This is a genomic window from Chitinophaga sp. 22620, assembly GCF_052044405.1.
Taxonomy (GTDB): Bacteria; Bacteroidota; Bacteroidia; order Chitinophagales; family Chitinophagaceae; genus Chitinophaga.
Window position 1 is genome coordinate 551,339 of sequence record NZ_JBQEMV010000001.1, and the last position, 18,156, is coordinate 569,494.

The window sequence follows — 18,156 nt, forward strand, 5'->3', positions numbered from 1 at the left end:
TTTATTGGTTTAAGATAAATTCAACCGCCTCCACCGCGGTTTTCAGCCGCTGTTCATAATCCCCCCGTATGTCCGCCCAGGGAATGCCTGCGTTCATCACAATGTCGCGGTAAATGTTGTAGAAGTATTCCCTTTCCGAAGGGAGCGGGTGCTCGCGCAACGGATCGTCCGTCCAGGCGATGTCTATGTACGTCAGCAGGTACAGATCGTATTGCCGCTGCGCGATCATCTCAAGGATGCGCGGGTCGCAATCGCCGTATTTCGCTTCGCTCCAGACTTTTATCACCTGCAGGTCCGTATCGCAGATAAGGATGTTGCTGGCGCGGGCGGCTGTTTCATCTTCCAGCCGCAGCTGGCCTTCGGCGATCTGCAACAGGTCGTGCTGCTCATACGGGCGGTTCAGATTTTCCAGGTATCCGCGCGCGTATTCCTTTACCCATGCAGTGTTGAAATGCGCGGCCAGTTGTTCGCTGAGTGTACTTTTGCCCGTAGATTCCGGGCCTATGACTACGATCCGCTTCAAGGGCGATTTTCGTTTAGCTGTTGACGGTAGAGTTTCCTCCAATGGAAATACCCGTTTACCGCAACAATGAAAAGGAATATTGTTAAAAGGGCCGTCAACGCCAGGTGTTTGTAGAACAACAGCGGCACCGCCACAAAGTTGGAAATATTGAGGAATATCCAGTTCTCGATCTTCCTTTTGGCCAGCAGCCACATGCCACTGCAGGCGGTAGCGGATACGAATGCATCCAGTGCAGGAACATCCGAATCTGAGAAATTGCGCAGCAACGCATAGATAATCACCCATCCGATAACCGCGATGCCCACGGCGATGCCAAGCTCACGGCGGTTTACAACCGATATGCCCACATGGTCGCCGGCGGATGTGGTGTTGCGGCTCCAGTTGTACCAGCCATACACGCTCATGATGAAATAATACGCGTTGAGCGCGGCTTCCGCATACAGTTTAAAATGCACCTGCGCCAGCATATACGCGTAAATGCCGGTGCTGATAAGCCCTGTAGGATATACCCATACGCTGTTCTGCCGCGAGCACAGCACGCTGATCACGCCGAAGAACACAGCGATGCCCTCCAGCAGCGTCATTTGCTGAAATCCTTTGATTACTTCCTGGTAGATCTGTTCCATACGTTATGAAAAAAACGGGGCTGACATATCAGCCCCGCGAATGATTGTTATTCCTTATCGCCGATCAATACTCCCGAAACATTCCAGAAGCTGAAGCTGCCGCCTTCCGGCTTACCCAGCGGGATAGCCACCTGCAGGGTATGTTTGCCCGGGGCCAGATCGGGCAACGGGACGTCTACCGGCAAGGTCAGCGTGCCGGGGCACCAGTTGCTCCTGCTCAGGTCCGATGAAGATAACCCGTTCCCGAAGTTGCCCGATGCGGGATTCAGCAAACGGTACGTGGCGCAGTCTTCTCTCCAGGGAAAGAAGTGATAGGCCCTTTTGCCGTCCGCAAATATTTCGTTCAGCTTGGGATTGAACTCGTCTCCGCCGCCCCAGCCGCCGTGGCCGGTGGTGATGTAGCGCAGCTTCAGGTTCTTCACGCCCTGCGGCACGTCTATCGTTACGGTCAGCGAATCCTGGTCGAACAACGTAGCGTATTCCTGGCCGGCCATTTCCATGAGGTTGGTGGAGTTGAAAACGGGCATTACCCATTTTTTGATTTCCGTTGCGCCCTCGCCCTCATAGCCTGGATAGTATTTAAAGCTGAGACTGGCTATATGGCCGCCTTTGTCGTAGTTGCCGATGTAGATGCCGATCCAAACCTCGCCCTGCAGGCGTGGCAGCAGGTCTGAAATGTCCTGCTTGTACACGGCTGAATCGGCCCAGTCGTAGCCTTTGATGCGGGCCTGGGCGTTGAAGTGCCTTACGCCGAAAGGCGTGAAGAAACGCATCAGTTCCAGCGGCGTCACGTAGCTGTCTGTGGTTACATAACCCTGGTATTTTTTACCGTTGCGCCCTGTGAAGGCAGGCAAAGCCTGCGCGCCCTGCTGAAGGCCTTGGAGGAAAGTAACGGCTTTATCGGTGGGGATCATGAATACGGAACCGGTGCGGTCGTACGCGTCGCCGTTGGAATATTGCACCAACTCAGCGAACAGGCGCTGGCCGGGCTTTGTGGCGGGCAGTTTCACTTTCTTCAATATTACCGTGCCCCCTGCGAATTTGTAGGTTGCATTCAGCGTTTCAGCCTGAGGATTGTCGATCTTGTTGCCCCAGCTGATCTGCTCCCTGTCGAAGATGGGCAGCGTGGTGTAGCGGCTTTCTATCACCTGGCGCTGGTAGCTGGGCTCGTCCACTATTGTTCCTTTATCGACCGGCCAGTTCAGCTCTTCGGCCGTCACCGTCCTGTATTCTATCTGCCTGGCATACGTTTCCGAATTGCCGTTGCGGATGGTCTTCAGCACGAGGCCCAGGCCGGGAGCCACAGTGATGGCGGGCGTGCCTTTTATGGTAAGGTCGTTCGTATACCATACTTCGATGGTGTTGGAGCGGATGAAGACTTTTGCTTTTTTGCAGGGAACGCCCGCGATCGTGTCTATTCCCGGGATCAGCTCCGGCTTAACATATTCTGAAAAAGGCTTTTTCAGCGTAAATATTTCACCGTTGCTGTTGAGCACCTGGTAGCTGGCTTTTTCGCCGTAGTGAAGGAATTGCTGTTCTGTTTGCCTGCCGGCGGGCGCCAGCCTTACCTGCTTTCCTTTGATGTACAATTTTTGCTCCCCGCGCGATTCTTTTCCATTGTTCTTAAAGCCGTAAGTGATCACGGCTTCAGACTGCTGTGCAAACAAAGACGCACTGGTCATAACCAATGCGCATCCCAATAAAATCCCTCTCATAGTCAGTTTTTAAAGATTGCCGGATGTAAAGCTAAGGATCATAAACGAAAAAAGCGCAGCCTTAAGGCCGCGCTTCTAACACTATCATTCACTCAACTATGGCTTATTCTGCTTCGGCCACCACTTCTTTCACTTCCGGGATCATACGCTTCATCATGCCTTCTATGCCGGCTTTCAGCGTGATCATGGAGGAGGGGCAGCCTGAACATGAACCTTGCAGCATCACGGTTACCACACCTTCCTGGTAATCTTTGAACTGGATGGCGCCGCCGTCCATTTCCACTGCGGGTTTCACGTAGTTTTCGAGTAATTCCTTGATCCTCTGCACAACGTCGCTTTCGTCGCCGCTGAACACGGGGGCGGATACAATATCGTCTTCATTGATCACCGCGCGGTTGTCCTCCAGGTATTCCTTCAGGAATTGTTTGATGGTGGGGATCACATCCGCCCAGTCTGTATCGTTGGTTTTGGTAAGCGTCACGAAGTTGCTGCAGATGAATACGCCCCTGATGAAGGGGAAAGTAAACAGTTCAGCGGCCAGGGGAGATGGGGCTGTGCTGGCAGCATCAGGGAAATCGATGGATTTATTCGGATAAAGGAGCTTGTTCACCACAAACTTCATCGTTTCCGGGTTCGGCGTCATTTCCGTATAGATACTGATAATTGGATTTCCTGTTTTAATCATTATATACAATTTTCTCCTGCAAAATTAGCAAAAAATGGCGATAGTTGGGGCGTTTAATCTTGCAGTGTTGGGAAAGCCGTCTATTTTTGCAGCATGGTACACACTAAATCCCTTCATGCCCGTAAAAGGATTGCGCTGATTGCACACGACCACAAGAAGGCGGAATTGCTGGAATGGGCTACTTATAACAAAACGGTGCTCACACGGCATGAACTGTACGCCACCGGCACAACCGGCAAGCTGCTGGAAGAGGCCCTGGACGTATCTGTCAGGAAACTGCTGAGCGGCCCCCTTGGCGGGGACCAGCAGATCGGTGCGGCTGTTGCGGAAGGGCGTATTGATGTGATCATCTTCTTCTGGGATCCGATGGAGGCGCTGCCCCACGACCCGGACATCAAAGCCCTGCTGCGGCTGGGCGTGGTCTGGAACATTCCCATGGCCAGCAACCGGGCCTCGGCGGACTTCCTCATGACCTCGCCGCTCATGCACCAGGAGTACACCGCCATCCTGCCGGATTACAGCCAGTACCTCGGCCGGAAGGTATAGCCGGGGAATTTTCCTGTTAATGATTCCACTTGAGGCTTATGAAAAAGGGTTGGTTTCTCCGGCCAGGGAGCGTTTTTCATCAAAAACCAATAGTATTTTACCTTGTACCCCGCCTATGGGATACGTATAGGATAGATAAAGGAGAGGTATAGGAGAAGCGAAGGAGAAGAAAGAGAAAATACTACCGGTGAGCGCTGCCGTAGTGTTCTTTCAGCAAATCTTCCCCGAAATCGTTCTTCAGGTCGCGGAACGTAGTGTGCACATGGTTCCCGTTGTTTTGGGTATTGTCATATTCTATAATAAAGGTCGGGCCCTGGATGCGGTAGTAATGACCGGTACCCCAGGCGCTGCCGCCGGCCCAGGCGAAATGCACGTTCTCCCAGCCTGCACCCGCTATTTCTTTCCAGATCACATCCGCCATGAGCTTCGTATAGCGGTCCACATACACCGCCACCAGCATTTTCAGCTGTTGCTGCTGTGCCGGGCTGAGCTTGGCAAAGCCGACTCCGGGGGGCTCCTGCAGCCAGGCTTTCCTTTTATTCCCGGTGATGATGTCTGCCGGGGCTTTTTCCGCTACCACAGCCTCTTTCCGTTGTTGTCCGTCCAGGCCGCCCAGCAGGCTGAAGGCCATCGTGGCCTCTTCCTTCAGTATCTGTTGTCCTTTCTTCGGCCCGTCCGGCACAACGGCCGGGTTGGAACCCATGAACATTGGGCTGCCGGCCATCCATTTGTTTTCCAGGGCGGAAAAGTTCAGCGAAAGGTGATGCCCTTCTACCCGCCAGCCCCAGGGCTTCCCCGCTGCAGGGTCGCCGAAAACGGAAAAGTAATATTTGCCCGGGTCGCGGTAATCATCATTTTCCCCGCGGCCTTCCATCGCGCGCAGCACGTATTCCAGCTGCACAATGGCCGTGGCTTTCGTATAGCCGTTGCTGCTCATGCAGCGTTTCAGCAATGCGTAAGCTGCGGCGCGCTGCGTGTCGTTCATTTCTTTCAGGGGAAGGCCTTTCCGGGGGCGGGGCACAAAATGCCAGTTGAAGCGCTCCGCATCTTCCCAGCTGAACTGCACTTTGGCGCGCAGGCCCGTGTCCAGCGTACGGAGGAATTGCTGCGCCGCTTTTTCAGCGGTTTGCGAAAACGCTTGCTGGCAAAGGGCGGCGAGCGATATGAGGAGAAGTATCTTTTTCATGTCCGTGGAATCTGTCAGAGTAAAATACAAATCTTTTGCGGTGGATACTATGAAATTGCCGTTAAAGGATGTATCACTGCTGATCCGGTTTTTTAACCGCAGGTACTTGTTGCCTGTATAAATAAACCCGTCTGCTGTATTTTTTGCATAGTTCCGGCCTTGCTTTTGATATGTAACAGCTTGATCCGCATTTGGGATTTGCCGGTTGGAATTATATTTTCGCAGTTTACGGTTTTTAATTTATCAGGAAATGGTGAAGCACTTATTGGCAGGATTGTTACTCTTTGGCCTCGTTGGGCAGACAAACGCACAGCAGCCGCCCAAGCGGGAACTGCGGGCCGTGTGGATCGCGACCATAGAGAATATCGACTGGCCGTCGCGCAAGGGGCTGAGCGCGGATGAACAGAAACGCGAGTTTACCGAACTGCTGGACCAGCACCAGCGCAACGGCATGAACGCGATCGTGTTCCAGGTAAGGCCCTCGGCAGACGCTTTTTACCCTTCACCATACGAGCCCTGGAGCGAATACCTTACCGGCAGGCAGGGCCAGCCGCCCATACCGTATTACGATCCGCTGGAATTCATGATCACGGAAACGCATAAACGCGGCATGGAATTCCACGCCTGGTTCAATCCCTACCGCGCCGTGGCCAATACCCGCTCCAGCAGCATCGCTTCCAATCATATCACCCGCACCAAACCCCAGTGGTTCCTTACCTACGGGGATAAAAAATATTTCGATCCCGGCATCCCCGAAGTGCGCAATTATGTTACCGACGTGATCCGCGATGTGGTAAAGCGGTATGACGTGGACGCCATTCACTTCGACGACTACTTTTACCCCTACCGCATTCCCGGCCGCGACTTCCCGGACAACGGCTCTTACCGCCTCTACGGCAAAGGCCGCTACCTGGACGAGTGGCGCCGTTTTAATGTGGACACCATTATCCAGATGCTCAGCGCCGTCATCAAAGCAGAGAAGCCCTGGGTGAAATTCGGCATCAGCCCCTTCGGCGTATGGCGCAACCGCGACCAGGACCCGGAAGGCTCCGCTACCCGCGCCGGCGTGACCAATTACGACGACCTGTATGCGGACGTGATCAAATGGCAGCGCCTGGGCTGGATAGACTATCTCACCCCGCAGCTGTACTGGGAATTCGGCCACCGGCTGGTGCCTTACGAGGTAGCCGTTACCTGGTGGGCACAGCATGCTTACGGCCGGCATATGTACATCGGCCATGCGCCTTACCGCATCGGCAGTACGGCCGGCTGGAAAGACCCGCGGGAAATGGGCCGGCAGATCAACGCGGCCCGTTCGCTGGCCACCGTGCAGGGCAGCGTGTTCTTTAGCTCCAAATCCTTCAACGGCAACCCGCTGGGTTTTGAAGACACCCTGCGCAATCACCTCTACCATTACCCCGCGCTGCGGCCCACCATGCCCTGGCTGGATAATTCCGCGCCGAAAGCGCCCTATTTCATAGACGCCTTCGAAAAGCCGGAAGGGCTGGAGATCCGCTGGTCCGACGATGATACCACGCAGCAAACGAAACAGTATGTGCTGTACCGTTTTACCGACAAAGAAGTGGTGAATGTGAACGATCCGACCAAGATCATCGCGATCGTGCAGCAGATGCCCGATCCTGTGCATATGGACAAAACATATATTAAAGGACAGGGATATATTTATATAGTTACCGCTCTTGACCGTATGCAGAACGAGAGTATGATCAGCGATCCGCTCAGGATAGAAATCGTAAACGGCAGGCCCAGGTTCGAGTTCGAGCCCTGATCCTTAGAGTTTTACACAACTTATTACCAGGCCGGGAATTGCTCCCGGCTTTTTTTGTTCCGAGGGGGCTTCGGACGGGGTTCAATTTTTATTTATTTCAAATGAAAGCACGGCGATTTTTAAGTTTTTCTAAATTTTAGCCCTTTAATAGAACTTTATGTAAAAAATACCGCATTCCTTTAGTATCTTTAAACCGTTCCCAAAGCAATTACGGTACCTAAGCCTGGAGCATTAGCGCCTGCCGGGAGGAGTGTATCTGATAAAAAGGAAAAAATCTAAAGCCAATGGAAAAAGTGAGCCAAGAGCAGGGTTTGTATCGTGCGGAGTTTGAACATGATGCGTGCGGCACGGGCTTTACCGCCCACATTAAAGGTAGGAAGTCGCACCAGATCATTCGTGATGCATTGACCATGCTGGAAAATATGGAGCATCGCGGCGCCTGTGGCTGCGAGCGTACTACCGGTGATGGCGCCGGCATTCTTATTCAGATGCCCCATGAATTCCTGTACGCGGAATGTTTGAAATTAGGCATCAAACTTCCGGAAACCGGTAAATACGGTGTGGGAATGGTATTCTTCCCGAAAGAACCACGCTGGCGCGAAGAGTGCCGCGAGATCATACAGCGCTGTGCGGAAAAGCTGGGCCTCGAGATACTTGGCTACCGCAAAGTGCCCGTTCGCCCCGATGGCATCGGCGAAACCGCGCTGAGCGTAGAACCGGAGATCGAACAGCTGTTCATCGCCTGCCCCTACTCTATTTCAGACCCGGAAGAGTTCGAACGCAAGCTGTTCGTGCTGCGTAATTATATTACCAAAACCGTTCGCAACTCTATCCCGAAAGATAAAGCGGAGATCTATTTCGCATCGCTTTCCTGCAAAACGATCGTATACAAAGGCCAGCTGACCACCTACCAGGTAGGCCATTATTATACCGACCTGCGCGACGAACGCATGGTGTCCGCATTCGGGCTGATCCACAGCCGTTTTGCCACCAACACCTTCCCCAGCTGGAAGCTCGCGCATCCTTTCCGTTACATCGCCCACAACGGCGAGATCAACACGCTGAAAGGCAACCTGAACTGGCTGCGCGCAGGCGAGAACAGCTTTGTGACCAAATATTTCACCCCGGAGGAAATGGAGATGCTGTCGCCGATCGTAGACGAAGGCCAGTCTGACTCCGCCTGCCTGGACAATGTGATCGAACTGCTGAACCTCACCGGCCGCTCATTACCCCATGTAATGATGATGCTGATCCCCGAAGCATGGGACGGCAACGAAGCCATGGACCCGGTGAAGAAAGCATTCTACGAATACCACGCTTCCCTCATGGAGCCCTGGGACGGGCCCGCTTCCATCTCTTTCACAGATGGCAAGCTCATCGGCGCCACCCTGGACAGGAACGGCCTCCGCCCTTCCCGCTTCGTGGTAACGAAAGACGACCGGGTGATCATGGCCTCAGAAGCAGGCGTGCTGCCCATCGATCCGAAAAATGTAAAAGAAAAAGGCCGTCTCCAGCCGGGCAAAATGTTCGTGGTGGATATGGAACAGGGCCGGATCATTGGCGATGAAGAGCTGAAACAGGGCATTTGCTCCCAGCAGCCTTACGCCGAATGGCTCAATAAATATAAGATCCGGCTCGACGAGCTGCCTGAGCCCCGCGTAACTTTCACGCACCTGGAGCACGAGCAGATCTTCAAATACCAGCGCGCTTTCGGTTATTCCACCGAAGACCTGGAAACCATCATCGCGCCGATGGCCATCGATGGGAAAGAGCCCATCGGTTCCATGGGTACGGATGTGCCCCTGGCCATCCTCAGCGAGCAGCCGCAGCATATCAGCAGCTATTTCAAGCAGCTGTTCGCACAGGTTACCAACCCGCCCATCGATCCCATCAGAGAAAGGCTGGTGATGAGCCTGGCCACCTTCCTGGGCAACAACGGCAATCTTCTCGACGAAGATCCGATGCACTGCCACAGTATTGCGCTGCCGCACCCGATCCTTAACAACTATGAGCTGGAAAAGATCCGCAGTATAGACACCGGCATCTTCCAGGCCAAAACACTGCATACCTATTTCAAGGCAGACGGCAAGCCCGGCTCCCTCGAAAAAGGCCTGGCGCGCCTTTGCCGCTACGCCGTGGATGCGGTGGAAGACGGCTTTGAAGTGGTGATCCTCTCCGACCGTGCGATCGATTCGGAACATGCTCCTATTCCTTCGCTGCTGGCGCTTTCCGCCGTGCATCACCACCTCATCCGCAAGGGTTACCGCGGCCAGGTTGGCCTGGTGGTGGAAGCCGGCGACGTATGGGAAGTACATCACTTCGCCTGCCTGCTCGGTTTCGGCGCAACCGCCATCAATCCTTACCTGGCGCTCAGCACTATCCGCGACATGCGCCTGAAAGGCAAGCTGCAAACGGAGCTGGACGTAGACAAACTGAAGAAAAATTATGTCAAGGCCATCTGCGAGGGGCTCTTCAAAGTGTTCTCCAAGATGGGCATCTCCACCCTGCAATCTTACCAGGGCGCGCAGATCTTTGAAATACTCGGTATCAATAAAACCGTGGTGGACAAATATTTCACCGGCGCCGTTTCCCGCATCCAGGGTATGGGCCTCGATGAAATTGCACAGGAAACACTCGCCAAGCACTGGACCAGCTATGGCCGGAAAGATACCCCGGTTCAGCGCCTGAGCACCGGCGGCGTGTACCAGTGGAAACGTAAAGGGGAATTCCACCTTTTTAATCCCACTACCATCCACCTGCTGCAGTATTCCACCCGTATGAACGACTACGGTATTTTCAAGAAATATTCCAAAGCCGTAAACGATCAGAGCGAAAAAGCAGCCACGCTGCGCAGCATGTTCACCTTCAAACGCAACCGCAACCCGGTGCCGCTGGAAGAAGTGGAATCAGCTGAAAGCATCCTGAAACGTTTTGCCACCGGCGCTATGAGCTTCGGTTCCATCAGCCATGAAGCGCACTCCACGCTGGCTGTGGCCATGAACCGCATCGGCGCGAAAAGCAATACCGGCGAAGGCGGTGAAGATGAAATGCGTTATGAGCTATTGCCCAACGGCGATTCCATGCGCTCCGCCATCAAACAGGTGGCATCTGCCCGGTTCGGGGTTACCAGCTACTACCTGACGAATGCGGACGAGCTGCAGATCAAAATGGCGCAGGGCGCCAAGCCCGGCGAGGGCGGCCAGCTGCCTGGCCATAAAGTGGACGACTGGATCGGGAAAGTGCGTCACGCTACGCCCGGTGTAGGCCTCATCTCCCCGCCGCCGCACCACGATATTTATTCCATCGAAGACCTGGCGCAGCTGATCTTTGACCTGAAGAACGCGAACCGCGCTGCGCGCATCAGCGTGAAGCTGGTATCCAAAGCAGGGGTAGGCACCATTGCCGCAGGCGTTGCCAAAGCGCATGCCGATGTGATCCTCGTTTCCGGCCACGACGGCGGTACAGGAGCATCTCCTATCAGCTCCATCAAACACGCTGGCCTGCCCTGGGAACTGGGCCTGGCTGAAACACACCAGACGCTCGTTCGCAACAAACTCCGCAGCCGCGTGACCGTGCAGACGGACGGCCAGCTGAAAACCGGCCGCGACATCGCGATCGCTACTTTACTTGGCGCTGAAGAATGGGGCGTAGCCACCGCGGCGCTGGTAGTGGAAGGCTGTATCATGATGCGCAAATGCCACCTGAACACCTGTCCTGTTGGCGTGGCCACACAAGACCCTGACCTGCGCAAACGCTTCAACGGCTCAGCAGACGCCGTGGTGAACTTCTTCCACTTCCTGGTGGCTGAGTTCCGCGAGATCATGGCCGAGCTGGGCTTCCGCACTGTGCAGGAAATGGTGGGACAAGTGGAAGTGCTGAAAGTTCGCGAGAACATCACCCACTGGAAATACAAACACCTGGACCTCTCCCCCGTGCTGTACCGCGAACCGGCTTCAGACGAAACCGGCCTCTACAAACAGGAAGAGCAGGATCACGGGCTGGCCGAAGTGATGGACTGGCAGCTGCTGAAAGCCGCCAAACCCGCGCTGGAAAGCAAAACCAGGGTATACGGCACTTACAAGGTGAAGAATACGGACCGCACCGTCGGTACCATTCTTTCCAACGAAATTTCCAAACGCTACAAAAGCGAAGGATTACCGGAAGATACCATTCACAATAAATTCACCGGTTCAGCCGGCCAGAGCTTTGGCGCATTCAATACCAAAGGCGTAACGCTGGAGCTGGAAGGCGAAGCGAACGATTACTTCGGCAAAGGTCTTTCCGGCGCCAAGCTGATCCTCTACCCTTCCACCGAAGCGGGTTTCAAAGCGGAAGAGAACATCATCGCGGGCAACGTGGCGCTGTACGGCGCAACATCCGGCGAGGCGTACATCCGCGGTAAAGCCGGCGAACGCTTCTGCGTGCGCAACTCCGGCGCCACCGTTGTGGTGGAAGGCACGGGCGACCACGGCTGTGAATACATGACCGGCGGTAAAGCAGTTATCCTCGGCGAAACCGGCCGCAACTTCGGCGCGGGCATGAGTGGTGGTATTGCTTACGTGTACGATGTGAAAGGAACTTTTTCATCGCTGTGCAACCTGGACATGATAGACCTGGATCCTGTTGGCGAAGAAGACGCCGCCATCCTCCAGGACCTGGTTACTAAACATCACGCTTATACGAACAGTACAGTGGCCAGGTTTATCCTGAAAGACTGGGAGAACCAATTGCGCCACTTTGTGAAAGTGTTCCCGAAAGAATACAAAGCTGCCCTGAAAGCGGCTGCCACAAAGGGAGTGAAGCACAAAGCGTAACAAACAAATTTTAAAAAGCGGACAAGCAGAGACAGATATGGGTAAACCAACAGGATTTCTGGAATTTACAAGGGAGCTTCCCGGTAAAGCTGATCCCAAAAACAGGGTGAAGCACTATAACGAATTCGTAGAGCGGTTCAGCGAGCCGAAGCTCAACGAACAGGCTGCGCGCTGCATGAACTGCGGCGTACCCTTCTGCCACAGCGGCTGCCCGCTGGGTAACGTGATCCCGGAATTTAACGATGCCGTTTACCGGAAAGACTGGCAGGAAGCATACGACGTGCTGACCTCCACCAACAACTTCCCGGAATTTACAGGGCGCATTTGTCCTGCCCCTTGCGAAAGCTCCTGTGTGCTGGGCATCAACCAGCCGCCGGTGGCTATCGAGGAGATCGAAAAACATATTATAGAAGTTGCTTTCGATAAAGGCCTGGTGAAAGCCAAAACGCCGCGCGTGCGTACCGGCAAAAAAGTGGCCGTGATCGGTTCCGGCCCCGCAGGGCTTGCTGCCGCGGCACAGCTGAACTATGCCGGCCACAACGTGACCGTGCTTGAAAGAGACGACAGGCCCGGCGGGCTTCTCCGCTACGGCATCCCCGATTTCAAGCTGGAAAAATGGGTAATAGACCGCAGGATCACGCTGATGGAAGAAGAAGGAATTGAATTCCGCTGCAATGCGAATGTGGGTGTGAACGTGAGCGTGAACGACCTGCTGCGCGAATACAATGCCGTAGTGCTGGCGGGCGGTTCCACCATTCCCAGGGACCTGGCTATTCCCGGCCGTGAACTGAAAGGCGTACACTTCGCCATGGACTTCCTGAAACAGCAGAATAAAAGAGTGAGCAAGCTGAAAGTGGAAGGAGAAGATATTCTCGCCAAAGGAAAGAACGTAGTAGTGATAGGCGGCGGCGACACCGGTTCCGACTGTGTGGGCACCTCCAACCGTCATGGGGCGGTGAGCGTTACGCAGCTGGAACTGCTGCCGAAACCTCCCGGCGAAAGAACTCCTTTCATGCCCTGGCCTACCTACCCGATGGTGCTGAAAACATCTTCTTCCCACGAAGAAGGCGCGGACCGCAAATGGGCGATCGCCACAAAAGCTTTCGTGGGCGACGGCAAAGGCAACCTGAAAGGCTTGCTGCTGGTGGACCTGCAATGGACGCTGGGCGAAAACGGCGCTCCCGCAAGGTTTACCGAAGTTCCCGGCTCCGAAAGGGAAGTTCCCTGCGAGCTCGCTTTACTGGCCATGGGCTTTATTCAACCGCAACATAAAGGAATGCTGGAAGACCTCGGCGTTGAAACAGACGACCGCGGCAATGTGAAAGCAACTGAAAAAGCTTATCAAACCTCCATCCCCAAAGTATTTGCAGCCGGCGACATGCGCCGCGGACAATCGCTGGTGGTATGGGCGATCAGTGAGGGGCGCGAATGTGCGAGAAAGGTGGATGAGTTCCTGATGGGCAGCTCCCAGTTGGAAAGCAAGGACCATTCGTTGATGTTCCTGTCAATGTAAACTCGAATTTTTTTAAGTCTTCTCATAAGCAGGTTTAGATTTTGTTGTAACCTTCAGCCGGGCCGGGTTTTTACCCGGCCTTTACTTTTCCATTAACCCCCGGCCGCTCATGAATTTGGTATAGTTTTTATTTGTTAAATTTATACTACCTAATCAAATTGAAATTCTATGCGTTGGCAAGGACGTCGTCAAAGCGGTAATGTTGAAGACCGTCGCGGTTCATCGCGCGGAGGCATGGTTGCAGGTGGCGGCATTGGCGCCATCGTGATCGCCGTTATCATTTATTTCCTCGGCGGCGACCCCTCCCAGGTTATTGACATGCAGCAGCAAGCCGGACCGCAGCAACAGATGTCGCCGGAACAACAGGCCGCCGAAGCCGCGGCCGATTCCCTCGTAAGGGTGGTGCTCGCTGAAACAGAAGATGTGTGGAACAAACAGTTTGCCCAGATGAACCAGCAGTACCAGGAACCCAAGCTGGTGCTGTTTTCCGGCATGGTGCAATCCGCCTGCGGCGGCGCGTCTGCCGCATCGGGACCGTTTTATTGCCCGGCAGACTACCAGGTGTACATCGACCTGTCCTTCTACGAGGAACTGGAAAAAAAGCTCAACGCTCCGGGCGACTTCGCCATGGCGTACGTCGTTGCGCACGAAGTAGGCCATCACGTGCAGAACCTGCTTGGCATTTCTGAAAAGGTACAGGCCCAGCGCAGCCGCCTCAGCGAAGCGGAATACAATAAGCTCTCGGTGAAGCTGGAGTTGCAGGCCGATTTCTTCGCAGGCCTGTGGGCGCATCACACTTCCAAGCTGCAAAACGTAATCGAACCCGGCGACATCGAGGAAGCGCTCAACGCCGCCAATGCCATCGGCGACGACCGCCTGCAGAAACAATCCCGCGGCTACGTGGTGCCCGATGCATTCACCCATGGAACTTCCGCCCAGCGTATGTACTGGTTCAAGAAAGGATTCGAGACCGGGGATATCCGCCAGGGCGACACCTTCAATAGCGCACAATGAAAAAACAGATAATCTGGAAAGCGCTGCATTACCAGATGATGGAATACTGCAACGTGGAGATCACGGAAACGGATATACGTATAGACGGATCCATTGTAGGTTTCGGGGACGACACCCCCTTTTCTGTGACCTACGACATTATTACGGACCGTAACTGGGAAGTGACCGCGCTTGAAATGGCCGTTGAACGCTCCGGCGACTGCTCCTGGATCTCCATCCAGCGCGACCCGGACGGCAAATGGACCCAAAGCGGCCACGCCCGCCCCGAATGGTACGAATGCACCGACATCGATATTTCCCTCACCCCTTTCACCAATACCTTGCCCATCCGTCGGCTGGACCTGCCGCTGCACGACCCGCGCGAGCTGCAGGTACTTTACATCAACGTTTTCGACAACGAGATCAAACCCGTTACACAACGATATACGCGGCTGGCGGAAGATAAATATCTCTACGAAAGCGTGGGGAAAGACTTCAAAGCGGAGATCACCGTGGATGAAGACGGGCTGGTGCTGGATTACGCCGGGCTATTCCAGCGCATTTCCTCTTAAAGAGCCCCGTCATTGCGGGGAGCCGCGGGCTAAAGCGGGTCTGCGACGAAGCAATCTCCCCGCAGGTCGTCGCAACAACAAATTCTCTAAATTTTATAATGCTTCTTCAGCAGGAAGAGATATGAAGTAGGCATATGGTGGATAAACACATTCTTACCATCGTATGGAAATTTCTGATGGTATTCCGCGTCCGCCATTAGTATGACGGGCGTTCCGCAGGTCATGTAATTATTGCTGAAAACATACGCGGGCTGTTTCAGCTGCTTCAGATGTTTGTGTGAGATCTTATACACAAATCTCCCGAGGTACTTCTGAAACCTGCGCACAGAGCGGTTTGTAGTCCGCTGCATCTTGTTGTACACGCTTCTTGCATACCAGCGCACGATAAGGTTTTGCTTCTTCAGCTGTTTATCCACATTCAGGAATGGGTTAATGGCATTAAAGTCTCCTTTCGCCTGGAGCGACAGCGGCGTTTCCGGCACCCAGTCCTCATTGCTCACCACCCGCATTCCCCAGCCATTGGCCGTAATATTCTCATAGTCGTACGCATAATACAGGTTGCCCGGTTTCGGCGCGGCGCTGCAATAGGTTTTATACCGGACGTCTGCCGGCATGCCGGGAAGATATTGAAGGTAAGACCGTGTGAGGAAAGCAATGGCGCCGCCCTGGCTATGCCCCGCTATGAGGAATTCTTTCACGCCCTGCGCATATAATTCTTTTACGTGTTTTACGATATCGGGCGCCATAAAACCCAGCGCGATGGTCCAGCCGGCGTGTACGTACGCGGTGCTGTCGTTGCCGGCCAGCCTGTACTCCCAGTGGGTGGAATCGTTTAATTGCAAGGTTCCTTTCGCGGGTATCATCGCTGCATAAAAATTCGCCAGCCAGCTCACATCTTTCGGGATAGTGCCGCGGATGCGGATAACCCCCACCCCGTCGCTGCGCTTCCAGATGGCAAACTGGTTGTAGAAGCCGACTTCGGGGGAGAGATATACGAGGGAGAAATTATCGGGAGGGCGTTTGTTGAATGTAGCGGTGTCGCCGCGTTCAGGGAGGCTCATCAGTTCGAAATATTCTTTCGCGTCAAAACCTGGTTTCAGTTGCTGTGCCTTAAGCGGAAAATAGATGCAGGACAAGAGTATCCATAAAAGCGGGCGCATGCGTTTTTTTGTAAACATAACAAAAAAGATGTTCTGTTGTTGATAACCCGTAAATTGCAAAATTGATACCATTCACCTGAACGAACATGCTTACGATCTCCACTGCCGCTCCCGGACAGATACATATCATACGCGAAATTGCGCATGCCACATGGCCCGCTACTTTCGGCCATATTCTCACCGCGGAGCAGATCGCTTACATGCTGAACATGATGTACAGCGAAGCGGCCCTGCTGGACCAGGTAAAGAACAAAGGCCACGTTTTCCTGCTGGCGCAGGCTGATGGCGTGTTTGGAGGGTATGCATCTTACGAGCTGAACTACCAGGGCAAACCGGTATCAAAGTTGCATAAGATCTACGTGCTGCCGCAAATGCAGGGTAAGAACGTGGGCAGGGCGCTGCTGGATGAAGTGGCCGCCATTGCGCGCAACGCCGGGATGAAATATCTTTCGCTGAATGTGAACCGCCAGAATAACGCGGTGGGGTTTTACGAGCGTTACGGCTTCGTGAAAGCGGGCGAAGAAGATATCGATATCGGGAACGGCTACTTTATGAATGATGCGGTAATGCAAATGACGTTATAACCAGCTATGATACAACCTAAGAACCTGATGCCCATTTTCGCGGTGGCCGCTTTGCTGTTCACCGCTTCCTGTTCGCGTAAAATAACACAGGCAGGAAAAGCCTCTTATTACGCAGATAAATTCCAGGGCCGCAAAACCGCCAGCGGCGAAACCTTCCGGCAAAACCGGATGACGGCCGCGCATCAGACCCTTCCCTTCGGCACCAAAGTAAAAGTCACCAACCTCTCCAATGGCAGGACCGTGAAAGTGCGGGTGAACGACCGCGGGCCTTTCGTTGCCGGCAGGATCATCGACCTGTCCAAAAAAGCGGCCCGCAAGCTGGGAATGACACAGGCGGGTGTGGCCAATGTCAAGATCAAATACAAGAAAAAACGCTAAGTAATCCCATCAGTTCCAATGGCCCCCGCGTTAATTCTCCATTAAAAAACCACCCTCCACCGTTTCTTTTAACAAATTTTCGTCATATATTCGGGTAAAGTGATGTGTTCACCCATGGATAGCTGGTTTTCCCTTCCTACCGTTTCCGATGAACGCCCTCCAATGACCAACCTGCCCACGTACCCGGATTTTACCCTTTCCCTTTCCGGCAATGAATGGCGGCAGGCAGAATTCATTAATATCAGCAAACTGTGTACAGTTGGCGAGGAGGTGGATGAGATCAAAGAAGTATGGATCAATCACAGCCGTGAACTTGCCGACGGCATCCGTTCGTTTCATCGTCTTCATATCCGGCGCCAGATAGGCGCAGCGGAATTGTTCATTCCTTTATTTGAGCTGAAATCCCTTCTCCGCAGCCATACCCCCGGCAGCATTGCGCTGGACGGCCGCCCTGGTTTTGTCAAAAACGGTTTTGCGCTGAATACTCCCACCGGTTATTTTTACGGGCTCGAAGAAAACGGCATCGTCAAATCGCTGGCCGTACATACCGCCACGGGCCTGGCAGACCGCGAAATTGCCCGCCTCGTTAAGAACTTCTCCCTGATTTACGTACATTGGTGTAACTGTAACATCCTAACACCCTGATCTCATGAACATCTCCCTCGGCAGGGTGGTCATCCTCGTGGAAGACTACGATGCCGCATTGCTTTTCTACGAAAAAAATCTCGGCGCCAAAAAGATCGCGGACTACACCGCGGGCAACCAGCGTTTCCTTCATATCGGCTTCAGCGGCGGCGGCGCGGGCATCTGGTTCCTCGCGGCAGACGGTCCTGAGCAGGAATCCCTCATCGGCAACCAAACGCACCAGCAGCCCACGCTGGTGATGTATACAGACGAATTCGAAAACCTGCACGAACGCCTCCGCAAAAACGGCGTAACCATCAACCGCCCGCCGGTGTATGGGCCGGACAGCTGGTACCTCCACTTCCTGGACCTCTACGGAAATGAGATCGTACTGGTACAACTCATCGGCTAAAATCCGCCGTCTCTCAGTGAATTGTCACTTTTCCCC

The 18,156-nt window shown here is 54.0% G+C and carries 16 protein-coding genes; 10 read left to right on the top strand and 6 right to left on the bottom strand.

Going from position 1 to position 18,156, the window contains the following annotated elements; genetic code table 11:
• Position 1: 1 nt before the first annotated feature.
• The 4 genes from ACTJIK_RS02320 to ACTJIK_RS02335 all read right to left on the bottom strand — a co-directional run bounded on the left by ACTJIK_RS02320 (position 2) and on the right by ACTJIK_RS02335 (position 3,549).
• Positions 2-523: an AAA family ATPase gene (locus ACTJIK_RS02320; RefSeq protein WP_440644666.1), complete on the bottom strand. Its 522-nt coding sequence runs from the start codon at positions 521-523 to the stop codon at positions 2-4.
• A complete protein-coding gene (gene pnuC, locus ACTJIK_RS02325; RefSeq protein ID WP_440644667.1) occupies positions 520-1,149 on the bottom strand; it encodes a nicotinamide riboside transporter PnuC in 630 nt (209 codons plus the stop codon). Before pnuC ends, ACTJIK_RS02320 begins: the two co-directional genes overlap by 4 nt.
• 47 nt (positions 1,150-1,196) lie before the next feature.
• Positions 1,197-2,864 carry a PNGase F N-terminal domain-containing protein gene (locus ACTJIK_RS02330; protein ID WP_440644669.1) on the bottom strand — a complete coding sequence of 556 codons (1,668 nt, stop codon included), beginning with the start codon at positions 2,862-2,864 and terminating at the stop codon, positions 1,197-1,199.
• 103 nt (positions 2,865-2,967) lie between these two features.
• Positions 2,968-3,549 carry a NifU family protein gene (locus ACTJIK_RS02335; RefSeq protein WP_440644670.1) on the bottom strand — a complete coding sequence of 194 codons (582 nt, stop codon included), beginning with the start codon at positions 3,547-3,549 and terminating at the stop codon, positions 2,968-2,970.
• Between the two features lie 93 nt (positions 3,550-3,642).
• Between ACTJIK_RS02335 and ACTJIK_RS02340 the strand changes: the two genes are divergently transcribed.
• Positions 3,643-4,095, top strand: a complete 453-nt coding sequence (locus ACTJIK_RS02340) for a methylglyoxal synthase (protein WP_440644671.1) — start codon at positions 3,643-3,645, stop codon at positions 4,093-4,095.
• A 181-nt stretch (positions 4,096-4,276) separates the two neighbouring features.
• On the opposite strand, the gene ACTJIK_RS02345 is transcribed toward ACTJIK_RS02340, so the two are convergent.
• Complete coding sequence (locus ACTJIK_RS02345) at positions 4,277-5,281, bottom strand: DUF3500 domain-containing protein (protein WP_440644672.1); 1,005 nt, start codon at positions 5,279-5,281, stop codon at positions 4,277-4,279.
• Positions 5,282-5,531: 250 nt separating this feature from the next.
• Here ACTJIK_RS02345 and ACTJIK_RS02350 point away from each other — a divergent pair, with 250 nt between their 5' ends.
• The 5 genes from ACTJIK_RS02350 (at position 5,532) to ACTJIK_RS02370 (ending at position 14,962) form a co-directional block, all read left to right on the top strand.
• On the top strand, positions 5,532-7,070 hold the full coding sequence (locus ACTJIK_RS02350) for a glycoside hydrolase family 10 protein (RefSeq protein ID WP_440644674.1): 1,539 nt from the start codon (positions 5,532-5,534) through the stop codon (positions 7,068-7,070).
• A gap of 284 nt (positions 7,071-7,354) precedes the next feature.
• Entirely contained in the window at positions 7,355-11,884 is a 4,530-nt protein-coding gene (gene gltB, locus ACTJIK_RS02355) for a glutamate synthase large subunit (protein WP_440644675.1), read from the top strand.
• A 37-nt stretch (positions 11,885-11,921) separates the two neighbouring features.
• Positions 11,922-13,397 (top strand): glutamate synthase subunit beta, encoded by a 1,476-nt coding sequence (locus tag ACTJIK_RS02360; RefSeq protein WP_440644676.1) that lies wholly within the window; start codon positions 11,922-11,924, stop codon positions 13,395-13,397.
• A 168-nt stretch (positions 13,398-13,565) separates the two neighbouring features.
• Positions 13,566-14,411 carry a KPN_02809 family neutral zinc metallopeptidase gene (gene ypfJ, locus ACTJIK_RS02365; protein ID WP_440644677.1) on the top strand — a complete coding sequence of 282 codons (846 nt, stop codon included), beginning with the start codon at positions 13,566-13,568 and terminating at the stop codon, positions 14,409-14,411.
• A complete protein-coding gene (locus ACTJIK_RS02370) occupies positions 14,408-14,962 on the top strand; it encodes a putative glycolipid-binding domain-containing protein (protein WP_440644678.1) in 555 nt (184 codons plus the stop codon). Before ypfJ ends, ACTJIK_RS02370 begins: the two co-directional genes overlap by 4 nt.
• 86 nt (positions 14,963-15,048) lie before the next feature.
• Here ACTJIK_RS02370 and ACTJIK_RS02375 read toward each other — a convergent pair whose 3' ends face one another.
• Entirely contained in the window at positions 15,049-16,140 is a 1,092-nt protein-coding gene (locus ACTJIK_RS02375) for a lipase family protein (protein WP_440644679.1), read from the bottom strand.
• A gap of 68 nt (positions 16,141-16,208) precedes the next feature.
• Between ACTJIK_RS02375 and ACTJIK_RS02380 the strand changes: the two genes are divergently transcribed.
• From ACTJIK_RS02380 to ACTJIK_RS02395, 4 genes are all read left to right on the top strand, one after another.
• Complete coding sequence (locus ACTJIK_RS02380; RefSeq protein ID WP_440644680.1) at positions 16,209-16,706, top strand: N-acetyltransferase family protein; 498 nt, start codon at positions 16,209-16,211, stop codon at positions 16,704-16,706.
• 6 nt (positions 16,707-16,712) lie between these two features.
• Positions 16,713-17,084, top strand: a complete 372-nt coding sequence (locus ACTJIK_RS02385) for a septal ring lytic transglycosylase RlpA family protein (RefSeq protein ID WP_440644681.1) — start codon at positions 16,713-16,715, stop codon at positions 17,082-17,084.
• 114 nt (positions 17,085-17,198) lie between these two features.
• Positions 17,199-17,729 (top strand): hypothetical protein, encoded by a 531-nt coding sequence (locus ACTJIK_RS02390; protein ID WP_440644683.1) that lies wholly within the window; start codon positions 17,199-17,201, stop codon positions 17,727-17,729.
• Between the two features lie 4 nt (positions 17,730-17,733).
• Positions 17,734-18,120, top strand: coding sequence for a VOC family protein (locus tag ACTJIK_RS02395; protein WP_440644684.1), 387 nt, complete (start codon positions 17,734-17,736; stop codon positions 18,118-18,120).
• Positions 18,121-18,156 lie beyond the last annotated feature (36 nt).

Excerpts from the sequence above, each read along its gene's own strand:
- ACTJIK_RS02390 (WP_440644683.1), top strand. The coding sequence starts at position 17,199 with ATGGATAGCTGGTTTTCCCTTCCTACCGTTTCCGATGAACGCCCTCCA.
- ACTJIK_RS02375 (WP_440644679.1), bottom strand. The coding sequence starts at position 16,140 with ATGTTTACAAAAAAACGCATGCGCCCGCTTTTATGGATACTCTTGTCC.
- ACTJIK_RS02350 (WP_440644674.1), top strand. The coding sequence starts at position 5,532 with ATGGTGAAGCACTTATTGGCAGGATTGTTACTCTTTGGCCTCGTTGGG.
- ACTJIK_RS02335 (WP_440644670.1), bottom strand. The coding sequence starts at position 3,549 with ATGATTAAAACAGGAAATCCAATTATCAGTATCTATACGGAAATGACG.
- ACTJIK_RS02395 (WP_440644684.1), top strand. The coding sequence starts at position 17,734 with ATGAACATCTCCCTCGGCAGGGTGGTCATCCTCGTGGAAGACTACGAT.
- ACTJIK_RS02370 (WP_440644678.1), top strand. The coding sequence starts at position 14,408 with ATGAAAAAACAGATAATCTGGAAAGCGCTGCATTACCAGATGATGGAA.
- ACTJIK_RS02330 (WP_440644669.1), bottom strand. The coding sequence starts at position 2,864 with ATGAGAGGGATTTTATTGGGATGCGCATTGGTTATGACCAGTGCGTCT.
- ACTJIK_RS02345 (WP_440644672.1), bottom strand. The coding sequence starts at position 5,281 with ATGAAAAAGATACTTCTCCTCATATCGCTCGCCGCCCTTTGCCAGCAA.
- ACTJIK_RS02340 (WP_440644671.1), top strand. The coding sequence starts at position 3,643 with ATGGTACACACTAAATCCCTTCATGCCCGTAAAAGGATTGCGCTGATT.
- pnuC (WP_440644667.1), bottom strand. The coding sequence starts at position 1,149 with ATGGAACAGATCTACCAGGAAGTAATCAAAGGATTTCAGCAAATGACG.
- ACTJIK_RS02360 (WP_440644676.1), top strand. The coding sequence starts at position 11,922 with ATGGGTAAACCAACAGGATTTCTGGAATTTACAAGGGAGCTTCCCGGT.
- gltB (WP_440644675.1), top strand. The coding sequence starts at position 7,355 with ATGGAAAAAGTGAGCCAAGAGCAGGGTTTGTATCGTGCGGAGTTTGAA.
- ACTJIK_RS02380 (WP_440644680.1), top strand. The coding sequence starts at position 16,209 with ATGCTTACGATCTCCACTGCCGCTCCCGGACAGATACATATCATACGC.
- ypfJ (WP_440644677.1), top strand. The coding sequence starts at position 13,566 with ATGCGTTGGCAAGGACGTCGTCAAAGCGGTAATGTTGAAGACCGTCGC.
- ACTJIK_RS02385 (WP_440644681.1), top strand. The coding sequence starts at position 16,713 with ATGATACAACCTAAGAACCTGATGCCCATTTTCGCGGTGGCCGCTTTG.